The sequence below is a fragment of the Mesorhizobium sp. M7A.F.Ca.US.010.02.1.1 genome (assembly GCF_004023085.1).
In the GTDB taxonomy this organism is placed as follows: domain Bacteria; phylum Pseudomonadota; class Alphaproteobacteria; order Rhizobiales; family Rhizobiaceae; genus Mesorhizobium.
The window spans coordinates 94,698-108,406 of record NZ_RZRV01000019.1 but is presented as its reverse complement, the minus strand read 5'-3'; the positions used below and the strand labels follow the sequence as shown (position 1 = coordinate 108,406).

Sequence of the window (13,709 nt, the reverse complement as noted above, 5' to 3'; positions counted from 1 at the left end):
CAACATGCGCCGCTGGGTGACGCTGGCGACCTAATACAGGGTCGCATTGCGCCCGAAATCCGCCGAACCCGTCAAACCCCAGCCAATCCGGCCTCAAACCCGAGCCGCAAGGCACCCCACATTGGCCCGACCCTCCCTCCTTGCCCGTATAACTTAATAACGCAACGGGCCCGCAAGGGGGGAGATTGGCCCTCATATCCGCCTTCGCAAATTCCCAACGCTTCGGGAAGAGCATCGGCGCTGAAGCAGCCGATCTCCCCCCTTGCGGGGGAGATGCCCGGCAGGGCAGAGGGGGGTGCGAAGGAACGCCAACAGCCCCATCTATCGAACCGCGTCGACTACCCCGGCGCAATCAGCACCGTACTCTCAGGCGACCAGCGCAGCACCACCTCCTGGCCCTCCGCCAGTCTGTCGGCACCGGTGTTCTGCACGATCACCTTCAGCGTCTGGCCGGCACGGTCGACGAAGTATGTGCTGTTGTTGCCGGCGAAAATGCGCTTGGAGACCTGCCCCTTGAGCATGTTGGCGTTGCCATCCGAAGCCCCGCCATCAATAGCAATACGGATGCGTTCGGGCCGCACCGCACAACTCGCCTTGGCACCAGCAGCAAGGCGAGCACCCGCGCCGGCGGCAATCGCCGTGCCGTCCGGCAGCCGGATGCCATCGCCCGTCGTATCGCCGCGAAAAATGTTGGCGTCGCCGAGGAAGGTGGCGGCGAATTCGCTCTTCGGCCGGTCGTAGATCTCCTCCGGTGGTCCTTCCTGCACCAGCCTGCCGTCGCGCAATATGCCGATGCGGTCGCTCATCGTCAGCGCTTCTTCCTGGTCGTGGGTGACGAAGATCGTGGTGATGCCGATCTCGCGCTGGATACGTTTGAGCTCGATCTGCATGTCGACACGCAGCGCCTTGTCGAGCGCGCCCAATGGCTCGTCGAGCAGCAGCACGCGCGGCTTGGTGACGATGGCGCGGGCGAGAGCCACACGCTGGCGTTGGCCGCCCGACAGCTGATGTGGGCGGCGGCCACCGAGCTTGCCAAGCTGCACAAGATCGAGCGCGCGCTGCACCTCGGTCGCGATGATCGCCTTGGCCTCGCCGCGCACAGAGAGGCCGAAGGCGACATTGTCGGCAACGCTCATGTTGGGAAACAGCGCATAGTTCTGGAACACCATGCCGATGCGCCGCTTTTCGACCGGCACCCGCTCGACGCTCTCGCCGCCGATGGTGATGCGGCCACTGTCGGGAAAATCGAACCCCGCGATCTGCCTGAGCAGCGTGGTCTTGCCGCTGCCCGACGGCCCGAGCAGCGCATAGAAGCCGCCATCGGCGAAATCGATGGAGACATCGTCCAGCGCCTTGTGCGCGCCGAAACTGCGCGAGACGTTCGAAACCTGCACGCCGGCCATTATTTCTCTCCGCCGAATTTGAAGAAGCGCGCCGTGAGCAGCATCAGCGCCATTGACACGACAATGATGATTGTCGAGACCGCATTGATCTCGGGCGTGAACCCTTTGCGGATCGCGGCATAAATTTCGACCGGCAGCGTCGTCTGCCCCGGCGTCGCCAGGAAATAGGACACCACGAACTGATCGAACGAAACGGCAAACGCAAACAGCCCGCCGGCGATGACGCCGGGCATGATCCAGGGCAGCGTAACGCGCCTCGTCACCTGCCACTGGTTGGCGCCGAGCGAGCGCGCCGCCTCTTCCAGCTCCGGCGCGAAGGTCTGCAGCCGGGCCGAGACGACGACGATGACATAGGGCAGCGCCAGCGCGACATGGCCGAGCAGGATCGCATGCAGGCCGCGGCCGATGCCGACACCGAAGAAGAAAATCAGCATCGCCGTGCCGGTGATCAGCCACGGTATGGCGATCGGCGGAAACAGCATCGCCTGCAGGAACTTCTTGCCGCGAAATTCGTAGCGATAGAGCGCCAATGATGCAGCCGAGCCGAGCACCACGCAGATGATCGTGGTGATGACCGCGATCTCGACGCTGTTCCAGGTGGCCGCGATCAGCTGGTCGTTCTGCCACAGCGAGGCGTACCATTCGGTCGTCCATTCGAACGGCAGTTGGTAGAAGGGCGAGACATTGAACGACATCAGCGCCATGATGATGATCGGCAGATAAAGAAAGGCGAGCAGCAGCCAGATGTAGAGACGGCCGAGCCATTCGAGGATGCGGGTCGTCGCCATCACGCGGCCCTCCGCAGCACCGGCGACGCCACCGCCAGGATGACCAGCACCACCGCCAGCAGGATGAAGGAGAGCGCTGCACCGAGCGGCCAGTTGAACACGGCGACGAACTGGTCCTCGATGACCGTGCCGTAGAAGGTGCCGGTGCGGCCGCCGAGGATGCGCGGTTCCATGAACGAGCCGACGACCGGCACGAAGATCAGCGCCGCACCCGCGACCAACCCCGGCATCGACAGCGGGATGATCACCCGCTTCAGCACCTGCAACCGCGAGGCTCCAAGCGAACGCCCGGCCTCGATCAACGAGTCGTCGATCGCCTGCAGCGTGAGATAACAGGTCAGCACCATGTACGGCACATAGGAATGCACCAGCCCGATGATGACGGCCGGATAGGAATACATCAGGTCGATGTTGATCTTGAACGGCAGCACCGCTTTGAGCGCGGTGTCAAGGATGCCACCTTCGCGCAAAACCATCGCCCAGGAGAAGATGCGCACCAGCCCGTTCGACCAGAACGGCAGGATGACGAGCAGGAAGATCGCCTCGCGGCTGCGCCCCTTCAGCACCTTGGCGAGCACGTAAGCCGCGGGATAGCCGATGACGACGCACCACAGCGTCACTTCGAGGCCAAGCCGCAGCGAGGCCAGCAGCAGCGTCAGATAGAGGCTTTGCGAGAAGAAGGCGGCATAGTTGCCAAGCGTGAACGCCCACGGCTTTCCCGACAGCGGCAGCTCGGTCATGAACGAGAAAAAGACCATGGCCGACAGCGGCAGGAAGATCGCCACCGTCAGCCAGAGATAGGCTGGCGCCAGCAGCGGCAATGCCGGTCTCAGCCCGCTTCGCGACGCTGTCGCAGCTGCCATGGTACCCTCCTCCCAGTATTGGAAGAACCAGCCGACGCGAACCGCCGGCTGGCCTGGCTGTGATTACTTCACGTCGACCTTAAGCTGCTGCCAGAGCGCCAGATAGGCTTCGCGCTGGGCGTCGGTGATCGGCGCCTGGAACTGGATGCGCTTGGCCACTTCGGGATCACCCATGACCTTGCGGTTGAAGGCATCCTCGGGCAGCGCTTCCACCGCCTTGGTGTTGGCGGAGACGGGAGCACCGACCTTGGTGACCCATTCGACGTAGAATTTCGGGTCGATCATGTAGTTGATGAAGGCCTCGGCGCCGGCTACGTTCTTGGCGCCGACCGGAATGGAAAACGCGTCGAGCCAGGCAACGGCGCCTTCCTGCGGCACGACCAGCGAGACCGGCAGCTTGAAATGCGTCTTGGCGCGATCGGCCGAGCCGCTCCAGTAGGTGCCGATGTCGATCTGGTTGGAGGCGACCATCTGGTTCCAGTCGTTCTCCGAGCTCCAGAAGGTCTTGATCTGCGGCATCAGCGAGGTCAGCTTCGTCTTGACCGCATCCATATCCTTGATGTCGTTGATGTTCTGGCCAGTGGCGATGGCGCCGAACTGCACCGCTTCAACGGCGTCGTCGCGAATGACGACACGGCCCTTGTGCGCGGCATCCCACATCTCGGCGATGCTCGTCGGCGGCTTGTCGAAGGATTTTTCGTTGATGGCGAGCGCCGTCAGGCCCCATACCCACGGCACGCCATAGACCTTGCCGTCGTGGACGAGCATCGGCGATCCCGCCTTGTCCTTGCTGATGTCGGCGTAGTTCGGCAGCTTGGAAACGTCGATCGGCTGGATCAGCTTGCCGTCCATCGCCTGGTCGTTGAAGGCGGCGTTGATCATGACGACGTCGTAGAGGCCGGGATTGGTCCGGATCTTGGTCAGCATTTCCTGTTCGGAATTGAAGAAATCGTTGACGACCTTGTTGCCGGTCGCCTTTTCGAAAGCCTCGACGGCCCACGGCTCGTCGGCGCCGTAGCCCTTCCAGTTGAGCACATGCACTTCGTCGGCCTTGGCGGCGAACGTGAGTGCGGAGGTAAAGACGGCGGTCGCCGTCAGCAGAGCAGTCAAGTCAGGCATGCGCATGGTTGGTTCCTCTCTGTGGGTTTGCCCGCTTCCCGGGCTTGTCAGGCTTTCCAGCTGTTATGCATTGGCCTTCTGTGTCCGGCCTGCTCCCGATGGGTCGGCGGCATGGCTCAGGAATGTCTGGATTTCGCGGTTCGTCGGCGCCGACGAGCCGCCATGGCGGGTGACCGAAATGGCCGCTGCAGCATTGGCATAGCGCGCTGCCTCGAAGGGCGGGATGCCGTGCGCCAGCGCGCTGACGAAACCGCCGATATGGGTGTCGCCGGCGCCATTGGTGTCGATGGCGCTGACGTTGAAGCCGGCAATGGTCTGCGCTGTGCCGTCGGCCAGCCTGATATGGCAACCCTTCGCGCCAGCGCGAATGATCACGCCAGCAGCCTTGGGGCAGTGGTCGGCGAGAAGTCGTGCCGCGAGTCCCTCGACATCGCCTGGGCCGGCAATCTCGGCGGCTTCCGTCGTGTTACAGCTCAGCCATGTGGTGCGGGCAAGCACCCGCGACAGGATGGGACGCGGAATGTCCGAGATGACCGGCGTCGGATCGAAGACGAAGGGAATATCTGCCGGAAGTGCCTCGATCCAATCGGTGAGCGCATCGCGGCTCTTGGGATAGCTTAGCGTGTAGCCGGAGGTGAACACCCAGTCTCCCGGCGCCACCGCGACCGGCGCCATCAGGTCGCGGCTGAGCACGCTCTCCGCCCCTGGCCACGACACGAAGGTGCGTTCGGCGTCGCTCGAAATCATGGCGACGCAGTTGCCGCTGTCCGTCAATGGCGATGGCGGCGTCAGCGTCGCGATGCCCTCGGCGGCGAAAGCGGCACGCAGGAAATCGCCATTGGGTCCGCTGCCGAGTTGGCCGCCGAACACCACCTGCATGCCGGTGCGGCTGGCCGCGACCATCATGTTGAAGCCGCCGCCGGCGACCTGGGCGAAGCTCGACGCCGTCTTTTCCATGCCGGGCGCCGGCAGGGCGTCGATGCGGTAGACATAGTCGACCACGGCACTGCCGACATGGACGAGACGGCCGCTCATTCCGCCGCATCCTTGCCGGAACCGATTTTCGCCACCCTTGCTGCCACGAGGTCGGCGGCAAGCGCGCGAACCTCTGACATGTCGAGGCCGACAAGCCGGGCGATATGCTGTTGCGGCAATCGGGAAAAACCGCTGCAGGCGCCGGCCATGCCGGCGGCGATGGCGCCGATCGTATCGGTGTCGCCGCCGATATTGGCGCTGATGATAGCTGCTTGCCATGGGTCGCCACGGGCGACTTCCAGCACGGCGAAGGCCGCCGGGACGGATTCCTGGCTGGCGACGCCGGTACCCACCAGATCGGTGATCAGCCGAATGGCATCCCTGATCGCCTTGCCGCGCACGATGTCCTGCGCCCAGACGATACGCGCGGCGATGTCGCCGCCGGTGACCCAATGACCAAGCGTCGCCCCTCGCCTCGCCGCCGCGACGGCGCTGGCGGAAGCATCGCGCCAGCCACCGCCGGCGATGCCGCGGCTGACGGCAGCGGCAACGGCAGCAGCGGAAGCGATTGCGATCGAGGTGTTGTGCGTCGCCCGGCAGGTCTCCGCCACCTTGGCGACGAACGCCTCCAATGGTTCGAGCGGCATCATGATGCCGACAGGCCCGATGCGCATGGCCGCGCCATTGGTGTCGCCGCTGCGTCCCGCTTCCTCGGCCGGTACGCCATTGTTGATGGCGTCGATGGCCCGTTTGGTCGACGGCCCCAAGAGATCATAGCTGCCGCGCGCCTTGACCTCGCGCTCCCAGTCGAGCAGCGCATTGACCCAGCGCGCGTGGTCGAAACGGTCGCCGGATTCGACCAGGATGCGGCCGAGCAGCAGCGCCTGTTCGGTGTCGTCGGTGATGGTGCCGGCAGCCAGTCCCTTCGACACCGGATGATCGGCGAAAGGCTCGATGAAATCCTCGACATGGCCGTGGAGTTCGGCAATGCGAACCGGCGACAAAAGCTGCGTCGGCATGCCGAGCGCATCTCCCAGCGCTCCGCCGACAAGCGCGCCCATGGCGCGATCGATGGCCTTGCTGGTTGCATCCGACATCGCTCAGAACCTCATATGCAGCGCAAAATGTGCCGGGTTGAGCAGGCTGGTGACATACTCGATCGGCCGATCGTCAGCCGCACGCGTCAGCCGGCGGCCGCGCAGGAAGGGCGTGCCTTGTGGGCAACCGAGGATGGCCGCATCCTCGGCATTGAGCATCTCGATCTCGACCCATTCCTCGCCATGGTCGGGAATGAGGCCGGCGGCGCGCAGCGTCTGGTGCAGCGAGCCCTCGCGCAGTCCGCGCAACGGTACGTCCTCAAGCTCGGAGGACAATGGCAGCCGGCTGCGCTCGATGGAGATCGCATGGCCGTCGCTGGCGTTGGTGCGCACCCGGTCAACGGCAATGAAGAACGGGCTTTCGATACCAAGCAGCGCAGCAAGATCGGGGTCTTCGATGACCTCCAGCCGCAGCGTCCGCGTCTCGGCATTGGCGCCGGCATCGGCCAGCGCGCGCGACCAACCGATGGAGTCATCGACCGGCTTGCCGTCGAAGGTGACGAACGAGCCAATACCAACCCTGGTCGTGATCAGCCCGCGGCTGGACAGTTCTTCGAGGCCCTTGCGGACCGTATTGCGACTGACGGAGAAGCGCTGGACAAGTTCATTCTCGCTTTGCAGGCGGTCGCCGAAGCCGAGAACACCGGAGCGGATTTCATGTTCGAGAACGGTGGCGATCTGCTCGGGTTTGCCCGTACCGGGAGACAGTTGAACCGCGCGCCGCTTCATATAGGCACCTGTTCAGTGAACCTGTATAGTCCTGTTCAATATCTGGATAGAAATGCCGTGTCAACAGATGCCGGAAACAGGCCCAATGAACCCCGAATTTCGGATTGTCCGCAGAGCGCGCCGAACTGGCCGGTTGCCATGGCCCGGAAAAGCCGGTGTGAAAGACCGAGATCAACCAAGAGGATAGAGCCGATCCTTGATTCAATTTCACCGGGCAGGCTACGGGATCGACACCTCACGCGGCTCAACGAGAATGTCCGCCTCGATAGCGGCGTTGATGAACGCCGCCCTTGCCGCCGAGACTTCTTTCTTTCCCTCTAGCACGGCCAGACAGACCTTACGGGCAACCATATGCTTTTGCCCGGTTGCAACCGGCCAGCGGTTCAGCAGGATGTCGGCAGCCTGAGCGACCCGCTCCACGTTGAAGATCGAGTTTCGCGATCGGCCGAGCGCAATCCTGACCGGCTCATCGAAACGCTGATCTTGCACGATGCCACTCCCCAAAGTCGGCATTCATCGATTCGCGGCCTTCAACCCCGCGCAATGTGATAGGTTCCGCGACAAAGGTGCAAGATGTCCGATTCCAGTGGCCAGAAAAATCCCAGGCTGATCGTCGTGGTCGCGTTCGATCGCGGTGAGGATGGCGAGTTGTTCCCAGCCTTTGGACCCGCCGACCAGCAGAGCGAAGACCGTGCCATACGCACCGCCAGGGCTCTAGCGGCAAAGCATGCCGGCGTCATCGCCTGGAGCCGCGAGGCCGATCCGACGCTGGGCGAATACGGCCCGCCGAACACGCTCTTCGTCAGCGGCGACGTACCTGACATGGAATAGTCGACTGGCGTCAGCTTCTGGATGCCTTGCCCATAGGGTTTGATGCGAGCCGGTTTCCCCTCGCCAGCAAGCAAAAGCCCGCTACGGTGAACCGGAGCGGGCCTTGGAGGAGGACAAGGGGTGGGACCCTCTCCTCTTGTTTCCACGGGGGGGGTGTGGACCGCAATGACCATACGAAAGTTTTGCAGAGTGCAGGATCACAAGCCGGCTTGCCTGCATCACAATCCGGTGCACGCCGATATTGGGGGCGCTCACGAGATTGCGATCAGTTGCGATAACCCGGCTAGATACGCCCGAGCACGACAAGCACGATGGCGATGAGCAGCACGAGCCCAAGGCCGCCGCCGCCATAGTAGCCGGTGCCGTAGAACGGACCGCCACCGAGGCCGCTGAGGCCGCCAAGCAGCGCAATGATGATCGGTATGGTTCCAAGACTCATAGCGATGTTCAAAGACGAGCGCTCCAAAGGCTCTACCGTTCCGCGCGATTGTGGCGGGCATCGCGTGCGGAAGAGGTCTGCCGGCAACAGAAGCGGCCATCCAGATGATGGCAACCAGAATTTGATTCCGGCACGCCTGTGGACGCAGAAAGCCCGCCAGCGTGGCGGGCTTTCCTACCGGCCGGAGGCCAGGAGAGTGCGGTCGAGCCTCACGGCTGATTCGGCACTTCCAATCCCCGGCCCCTCCAGTATCAGCGACGAGCGATCAGGAGGCAGAGTTGCCGTAGATCGCGGTCGTAGGCGCCTTCGCTGCTGAGCACGTCGACGCAGCGCTTCTTCATTCGCGCCACGTTGCTATCCGACATCTGGGCCACGACACCCGGCAGGCTCGGCCTGCTGGGGTTTGACGGATTGGACGGATTGCTCGGGTTCGACGGATTGCCTGGATTGATGCCGCCACCAATACCCACGCCGACGCCGCTCGCCCCGCCTACATTGGCGCCAAGGCCGGCCGTAATGCCGCCAGACCCTCCGATGTTGGCGCCCGCGCCGGCATTGATGCCGTTGCTGCCGCCGACCGAAGCGCCGAGACCAGCATTGACACCGCTCGAGCCGCCAACATTGGCACCGGCACCGGCATTTACACCACCGCTGCCGCCGACCGAGGCGCCCACTCCGGCACTGATGCCGCCACTGCCGCCAACGGAAGCCCCGACACCGGCATTGACGCCGCCGCTACCACCCACCGAGGCACCAACGCCAAGGCCGATTCCCGCAGCATTGGCGGGCAGGGAAAGAGCTAAAATTACCGCACTACCCGCCAACATATTGGCGACTGTCTTGATGGTGTGAGCCATAACACTCTCCTGTTGTCGTTGCGCTAAAGCAATTGGCGAGAGGCCGATTGCAAGATCAACTACGCGAGGTGGTGAATTTCAGTTTCAGAGAGAGAATACTGAACCTGAGGCGTGGTGTACATCAACAAAATTTCTGAAACAAAATGATATTAAAGTTTGAATAATTGTTCTTTACACGAACAATTCGTAAGGCATTGGCGATCGGACGTTACTCTGCTCCATGCCGCACACCGCGCTGGACATGGATAGGCCTCTCGCAAGATCAGCAAGACCGCCGCGATGATTGCAAGTGGCCAGAGTCTATCGGCGGCCGGATGCGGGAGTGAGAGAGTGCAAGCGTGATTGCAGGCCGAACGATTCTGCGCCGGCCCGCTTGTCAGACGATCCCGTAGAACAGCCTGTAGTGGGCGCGCTTCATATAGTCCCGGTATTCCGGCGTGGCGGCTAACAGCGCCTCTTCGCGCAGGATGCGATGAACCTGGAAGAAGGTGATCGCGGCGTAGACAGCAAGATTGTAGAAGGAAAAGGCCGACAGCAGGAACAGGACATGACCGGCAAGGTACCGGCATAGATCGGGTGCCGCACCAGGCGGTAGGCACCGTCGGTCATCACGCCGCGATTGCCCGGCAGAATGGCGAAAGAACGCCCTAGCGATATCTTCCCCCAGATCACGAACCCCAACGCCAGGACTTGCAGCGGCGCAGCGGCATAGACCGGGATGATGGCCACGCCCGGTTCCAGGTCGATGAAGCCGACACCGAAACTGGCGACCACCGAACAACCACCGTCAGCGGGTTCCAGTCGCGTACCTGCGGTCGCCGCGACAGAAGCAGCCAGGTAAAGGTCAGTATCTCGGAGATTGCCACCAGCGCCACATTGATGCGGGTCGGGTCGAGCATCAGGTGATATACGCCGCGGTAGACGAACATGCCCGCGAAGGCCAGCGCGCAGATCCGAAAGAAACCTTCACGCAAATCCACCAGGATTTCGCGCTTTCGGGCTGCGGACAGAATCCTGCCGTCACTGACGTGCGAAAGCGCCTCGCTTTTTGATATGAGCAATGCAAACACCCCGATGATCCCTCGAGGCGACCTTTGCACGCAACCATTGCCGGGCAGTTAATCAACAAGATCAGATCGGTGTTAAACTGGCTGTCAGGGAGCCAGGGTGCCACATCCAGACGACCCTGCTCCACGCGGTCGTCCAGAAAGACGGGCGACCCATTTCATTTGATCTTGGCAGACTAGCTCAGATAGTCGTTGCGGAAATAGCTCCCGAAATCCGGGCGTTGAGCAACCAGCTTGCCATCGGCATCGCGCAAGATGCCGGACGCGAAGAGATAGTCGCCGATCGCTTCCATCTTGGCCGAATCCATCGTCCCGATGGCGCCGCTTTGGCTGCGCAGATAATGGCCGTCGATCAGCGCCTTCAGCGAGGCGTGGATCAGCGCCGGATTGGTCAACGCATCCTTGTTGGCCGCGATCAGCAGGGCTGCCGCATCTTCGGGGTGATCGACCGCGAACTGGTAGCCGCGCCGTGTCGCCTGGACAAAGGCTGCCGCAGGCTTGGGGTTTGCCTGGAGATAGGCTTCGCTCGAAGAGATCAGTGTCGTATGCTCGTCAGGCACGCCGTAATCGGCATAGACGAAGCTGCGTTGTTTGACGCCCTTGAGCTCGGCTTCGACACCCTCCCAGGTCGAGACTTCGAGCGTGAAATCGACCGAACCATTGGCCAGCGCCTCATAGGCTGAGGTGCCGAGCGTCACCGTCTCGAAATTGCCCTTGCCGCCATCATGGCGGATGATGGTCGATATCAGGGCGTTTTCCCAGGCGCTGCCGAAGCCGCCATAGGTCAGGCCGTCAAGGTTTCTCGGGCTTACTATCTCGCTGCGGGCCGCATTGAAGACCACGCGGCCGGTTTCCGATTGCACCACCGCATAGACGCCCTTCAGGTCCGCTCCGGCGGTTCTCTGGGTGAACAGGCTGATGGTGCCGTTGATGCCGAAATCGGCGACGCGATTTGCAACCAGCGTGCCCGCACCGGTATCGCTGTAAGGCAGGATGTCGACCTCGAGCCCGGCCTCGCGATAGAAGCCCTTGTCGCGGGCGACGAACAGTCCGATGTGGTTGGTGTTGACCGTCCAGTCGAGGGCAACGGTGACCTTTTGTGCCGATTGTGCTTGGGCTCGCCCCGATCCGGCAATGAGCGGAAGGCCTGTGGCAAGGGTCAGCAACAAGGCCTGCCGGCGCGTCAAGTCAGTCATGATCGTGTCCTTTGGATGGGGTGGCGTTGACGATGATGTCGAGAATCTCGGCCTCGAGCGTACTTGCCTGGCGCGCGGCATCGCCGCCAAGGCTGCGCGGGCGCGGCAGCGGCACCTTAATTTCACGCACGATGCGGGCCGGGCGCGCCGACAGCACATAGATGCGGTCGGACAGGAACACGGCTTCGCGCACGTCATGGGTGATCAGGAGCGCCGTCCAGCGATGATGCCGCCACATCTGTTCCAGCCAGCGCTGCATGGCCGTGCGGGTCAGCGCGTCGAGCGCGCCGAACGGCTCGTCGAGCAAAAGCATGTCGCGTTGCTGCACCACCGTGCGCAGCAAGGCCGCGCGCTGGCGCATACCGCCGGACAGTTGCGCTGGAAAATGCCGCTCGAAGCCGGCAAGCCCGAATTCGGCAAACAACGGCGCAACGCGCACCCGCGCCGCCTGTCTCCTCATGCCTTGGACTTCGAGCCCGAGCGTCGCGTTGTCGAGGATGCGCCGCCACGGCATCAGCGCGTCACGCTGCGGCATGAAGGCGAAATGCCTGCCGTGGTCGTCGAGCGGCGCGCCGTCGAACAACATCTCGCCCTCGCCATGCTCGGCGCCGGTCAGAAGCTGAAAGAGCGTCGATTTGCCGGCGCCCGAGGGTCCAAGGATCGAGACGAATTCACCAGCGCCGACGCTAAGCGAAATATCGGCCAGCACGTCGAGCCCACCGAACGCCTTGCGCACATACCGCAGTTCCAGCCGGCTCATCGCCAGGCTCCCTTCCCGGCGGTTTCCTTGCCGGCCCGCTCCCAGGGCATCGCAAGGCGCTGCAGCAGTACAGTCAACCCGAACAGGACAAGGGTCAGGGCAGCGCTCACTCCGACGGCGGCAAGAACCAGGTCAGGGCGGAAATTGTTCTTGGCGTTGAGCATATAGATGCCCAGCCCCTTCGCGGCACCGGCATATTCGGCGAAGATCGCGCCGACCACGGCATAGGTGATGGAGATCCTCAACCCAGCAAAGAAATAGGGCAGCGCCGAAGGCAGCCGCGCCAGCACGAAGATGCGCCAGCGCCCTGCCCCCATGGCGCGGAGCATTTGCCCGATCTCGGCCTCGGTCGACTCATAACCCTCGACCAATGCAACCAGCATCGGAAAGAAGGTAACCAGCGCCACCAGCATGATCTTGGGCGCCAGCCCGAAGCCGAACCACAGCACCACCAGCGGCGCGATCGCCACCAGCGGCAAGGTCTGGCTGACGATTAAGACGGGAAACAGCGCACGCCGCAGCGGCTGGAAGAAGTCGACCAGCATCGACAGCACGAAGGCGGCGCTGAGCGAACAGGCAAAGCCGAGCAGCGTGGCGCCGATGGTCGGAATGGCGTTGTCGGCCAGCGCCTGGCGATTGAGCAGCGCTTGCTCGAAAACGCGCGACGGCGCCGGCAGTATCGTCGGCCTGATGCCGGAATAGGTGGCATAAAGCTCCCACGCCACTAGGAGCAAACCGACCGAGATCATGGCCGGCATTGCCTTGACAAGAAGACCCGCGATCGGGCGCGAAGCGACTGATGATGTGGCCACGGGAGACAACCTTTGACGGCAGCGCGAAAGCGCGGCTGGCTCAGACAGCCGACGGGCTGTTGGCCGAGACCGTGACGTCGAGGGTTACGTGGCCGGCGCCTGGTCCGAAGCGGCAGAAGGCCTCGTCCAGCGCCGAAAAGATCGCACCGGCATCACCGCGCAGTTTCGTGCAGAAATGCTTAGAACGCTCATAGACGCCGGACTGCTTGAGAAAATCGATGCAGCCGTAGATCTCGTCCATGTGGTCGTCGGTGCCCATCACATAGAGCGAGAACTGCGCCGCCGCCGGCTGGCCGGTGGCAGCAGCATTGCGCACCGCCGCGATGGCCGCATCCTTGCGCGGGCCGAGCGACCCGACAGGCCCGCCAAGTGCATCGGAGCGGCAGATCGGATCATCCGGTTCGCCAGGGCACCCGCGCGAGATGGTGGCCGACAACACGCAATGTTTGCCGCTGCGTGCCGCCGCCACGAAGAGGTCACGCATGGCGGGAAACAGCACTTCGGGCGGCCCGACCAGCAAGGTCGAGATGTCGTCGGTCTCGATCCTGAGCTTGTCGCGCCAGGGATCGAGCGCACCGAGCGCGCCAAGAATGACACCGACGAAATCGTCGGTCATGGGGTATAGGGAAATCTGTGCGCCTGAAAACATCGCCCGCCTCGCTCCGCTGGTATTACCCAGATCAGCTTCTAGGGTCTGTGGGCTTGCCGCCCCCGTCTCAGCCCCGACCGTACGGAGCACCCCTGTGGATGTGCGCCTTAAAGCATCATTCGAG

Annotated in this window: 16 protein-coding genes and 1 riboswitch; of the genes, 1 reads left to right on the top strand and 15 read right to left on the bottom strand. The window is 63.1% G+C overall.

The features are described 5' to 3' along the window. Positions 1-338: 338 nt before the first annotated feature. From EOA19_RS20510 to EOA19_RS20475, 8 genes are all read right to left on the bottom strand, one after another. Positions 339-1,403: an ABC transporter ATP-binding protein gene (locus tag EOA19_RS20510; RefSeq protein ID WP_128304633.1), complete on the bottom strand. Its 1,065-nt coding sequence runs from the start codon at positions 1,401-1,403 to the stop codon at positions 339-341. Continuing rightward, positions 1,403-2,191 (bottom strand): ABC transporter permease, encoded by a 789-nt coding sequence (locus tag EOA19_RS20505; RefSeq protein WP_023814053.1) that lies wholly within the window; start codon positions 2,189-2,191, stop codon positions 1,403-1,405. Before EOA19_RS20505 ends, EOA19_RS20510 begins: the two co-directional genes overlap by 1 nt. After that, entirely contained in the window at positions 2,191-3,054 is an 864-nt protein-coding gene (locus tag EOA19_RS20500; protein WP_128304632.1) for an ABC transporter permease, read from the bottom strand. The genes EOA19_RS20505 and EOA19_RS20500 overlap by 1 nt, the downstream gene beginning before the upstream one ends. A 63-nt stretch (positions 3,055-3,117) precedes the next feature. Beyond that, entirely contained in the window at positions 3,118-4,179 is a 1,062-nt protein-coding gene (locus tag EOA19_RS20495; protein ID WP_128304631.1) for an ABC transporter substrate-binding protein, read from the bottom strand. 57 nt (positions 4,180-4,236) lie between these two features. Further along, positions 4,237-5,208: a PfkB family carbohydrate kinase gene (locus EOA19_RS20490; RefSeq protein ID WP_128304630.1), complete on the bottom strand. Its 972-nt coding sequence runs from the start codon at positions 5,206-5,208 to the stop codon at positions 4,237-4,239. Continuing rightward, positions 5,205-6,245, bottom strand: a complete 1,041-nt coding sequence (locus tag EOA19_RS20485; protein WP_023814057.1) for an ADP-ribosylglycohydrolase family protein — start codon at positions 6,243-6,245, stop codon at positions 5,205-5,207. The genes EOA19_RS20490 and EOA19_RS20485 overlap by 4 nt, the downstream gene beginning before the upstream one ends. A 3-nt stretch (positions 6,246-6,248) precedes the next feature. Beyond that, positions 6,249-6,974 (bottom strand): GntR family transcriptional regulator, encoded by a 726-nt coding sequence (locus EOA19_RS20480; RefSeq protein WP_023814058.1) that lies wholly within the window; start codon positions 6,972-6,974, stop codon positions 6,249-6,251. A 219-nt stretch (positions 6,975-7,193) separates the two neighbouring features. After that, a complete protein-coding gene (locus EOA19_RS20475; RefSeq protein WP_027035091.1) occupies positions 7,194-7,463 on the bottom strand; it encodes a DUF982 domain-containing protein in 270 nt (89 codons plus the stop codon). A gap of 84 nt (positions 7,464-7,547) precedes the next feature. Here EOA19_RS20475 and EOA19_RS20470 point away from each other — a divergent pair, with 84 nt between their 5' ends. Next, complete coding sequence (locus EOA19_RS20470; protein ID WP_023814060.1) at positions 7,548-7,805, top strand: hypothetical protein; 258 nt, start codon at positions 7,548-7,550, stop codon at positions 7,803-7,805. Between the two features lie 283 nt (positions 7,806-8,088). Here EOA19_RS20470 and EOA19_RS20465 read toward each other — a convergent pair whose 3' ends face one another. From EOA19_RS20465 to EOA19_RS20435, 7 genes are all read right to left on the bottom strand, one after another. Continuing rightward, positions 8,089-8,244, bottom strand: coding sequence for a DUF3309 family protein (locus EOA19_RS20465; RefSeq protein WP_023814061.1), 156 nt, complete (start codon positions 8,242-8,244; stop codon positions 8,089-8,091). A gap of 251 nt (positions 8,245-8,495) precedes the next feature. Beyond that, a complete protein-coding gene (locus EOA19_RS20460) occupies positions 8,496-9,101 on the bottom strand; it encodes a hypothetical protein (RefSeq protein WP_128304629.1) in 606 nt (201 codons plus the stop codon). Between the two features lie 668 nt (positions 9,102-9,769). Continuing rightward, entirely contained in the window at positions 9,770-10,081 is a 312-nt protein-coding gene (locus tag EOA19_RS35915) for a hypothetical protein (RefSeq protein ID WP_245486228.1), read from the bottom strand. 263 nt (positions 10,082-10,344) lie between these two features. After that, complete coding sequence (locus EOA19_RS20450) at positions 10,345-11,364, bottom strand: ABC transporter substrate-binding protein (protein WP_128304628.1); 1,020 nt, start codon at positions 11,362-11,364, stop codon at positions 10,345-10,347. After that, positions 11,357-12,124 (bottom strand): ABC transporter ATP-binding protein, encoded by a 768-nt coding sequence (locus EOA19_RS20445; protein ID WP_128304627.1) that lies wholly within the window; start codon positions 12,122-12,124, stop codon positions 11,357-11,359. The genes EOA19_RS20450 and EOA19_RS20445 overlap by 8 nt, the downstream gene beginning before the upstream one ends. Next, complete coding sequence (locus EOA19_RS20440) at positions 12,121-12,873, bottom strand: ABC transporter permease (RefSeq protein ID WP_128304637.1); 753 nt, start codon at positions 12,871-12,873, stop codon at positions 12,121-12,123. The genes EOA19_RS20445 and EOA19_RS20440 overlap by 4 nt, the downstream gene beginning before the upstream one ends. 103 nt (positions 12,874-12,976) lie before the next feature. Then, positions 12,977-13,585: a YkoF family thiamine/hydroxymethylpyrimidine-binding protein gene (locus tag EOA19_RS20435; protein WP_128304626.1), complete on the bottom strand. Its 609-nt coding sequence runs from the start codon at positions 13,583-13,585 to the stop codon at positions 12,977-12,979. Next, a riboswitch (TPP riboswitch) is annotated at positions 13,576-13,689 on the bottom strand. It overlaps the preceding gene by 10 nt. Between the last annotated feature and the right edge of the window lie 20 nt (positions 13,690-13,709).

What these genes read in the sequence shown, in the direction of transcription:
- EOA19_RS20500 (WP_128304632.1), bottom strand. Translation starts at nt 3,054, where the DNA reads ATGGCAGCTGCGACAGCGTCGCGAAGCGGGCTGAGACCGGCATTGCCG.
- EOA19_RS20470 (WP_023814060.1), top strand. Translation starts at nt 7,548, where the DNA reads ATGTCCGATTCCAGTGGCCAGAAAAATCCCAGGCTGATCGTCGTGGTC.
- EOA19_RS20505 (WP_023814053.1), bottom strand. Translation starts at nt 2,191, where the DNA reads ATGGCGACGACCCGCATCCTCGAATGGCTCGGCCGTCTCTACATCTGG.
- EOA19_RS20490 (WP_128304630.1), bottom strand. Translation starts at nt 5,208, where the DNA reads ATGAGCGGCCGTCTCGTCCATGTCGGCAGTGCCGTGGTCGACTATGTC.
- EOA19_RS20440 (WP_128304637.1), bottom strand. Translation starts at nt 12,873, where the DNA reads ATGATCTCGGTCGGTTTGCTCCTAGTGGCGTGGGAGCTTTATGCCACC.
- EOA19_RS20465 (WP_023814061.1), bottom strand. Translation starts at nt 8,244, where the DNA reads ATGAGTCTTGGAACCATACCGATCATCATTGCGCTGCTTGGCGGCCTC.
- EOA19_RS20495 (WP_128304631.1), bottom strand. Translation starts at nt 4,179, where the DNA reads ATGCGCATGCCTGACTTGACTGCTCTGCTGACGGCGACCGCCGTCTTT.
- EOA19_RS20435 (WP_128304626.1), bottom strand. Translation starts at nt 13,585, where the DNA reads ATGTTTTCAGGCGCACAGATTTCCCTATACCCCATGACCGACGATTTC.
- EOA19_RS20445 (WP_128304627.1), bottom strand. Translation starts at nt 12,124, where the DNA reads ATGAGCCGGCTGGAACTGCGGTATGTGCGCAAGGCGTTCGGTGGGCTC.
- EOA19_RS20485 (WP_023814057.1), bottom strand. Translation starts at nt 6,245, where the DNA reads ATGTCGGATGCAACCAGCAAGGCCATCGATCGCGCCATGGGCGCGCTT.
- EOA19_RS20510 (WP_128304633.1), bottom strand. Translation starts at nt 1,403, where the DNA reads ATGGCCGGCGTGCAGGTTTCGAACGTCTCGCGCAGTTTCGGCGCGCAC.
- EOA19_RS20460 (WP_128304629.1), bottom strand. Translation starts at nt 9,101, where the DNA reads ATGGCTCACACCATCAAGACAGTCGCCAATATGTTGGCGGGTAGTGCG.
- EOA19_RS20450 (WP_128304628.1), bottom strand. Translation starts at nt 11,364, where the DNA reads ATGACTGACTTGACGCGCCGGCAGGCCTTGTTGCTGACCCTTGCCACA.
- EOA19_RS20480 (WP_023814058.1), bottom strand. Translation starts at nt 6,974, where the DNA reads ATGAAGCGGCGCGCGGTTCAACTGTCTCCCGGTACGGGCAAACCCGAG.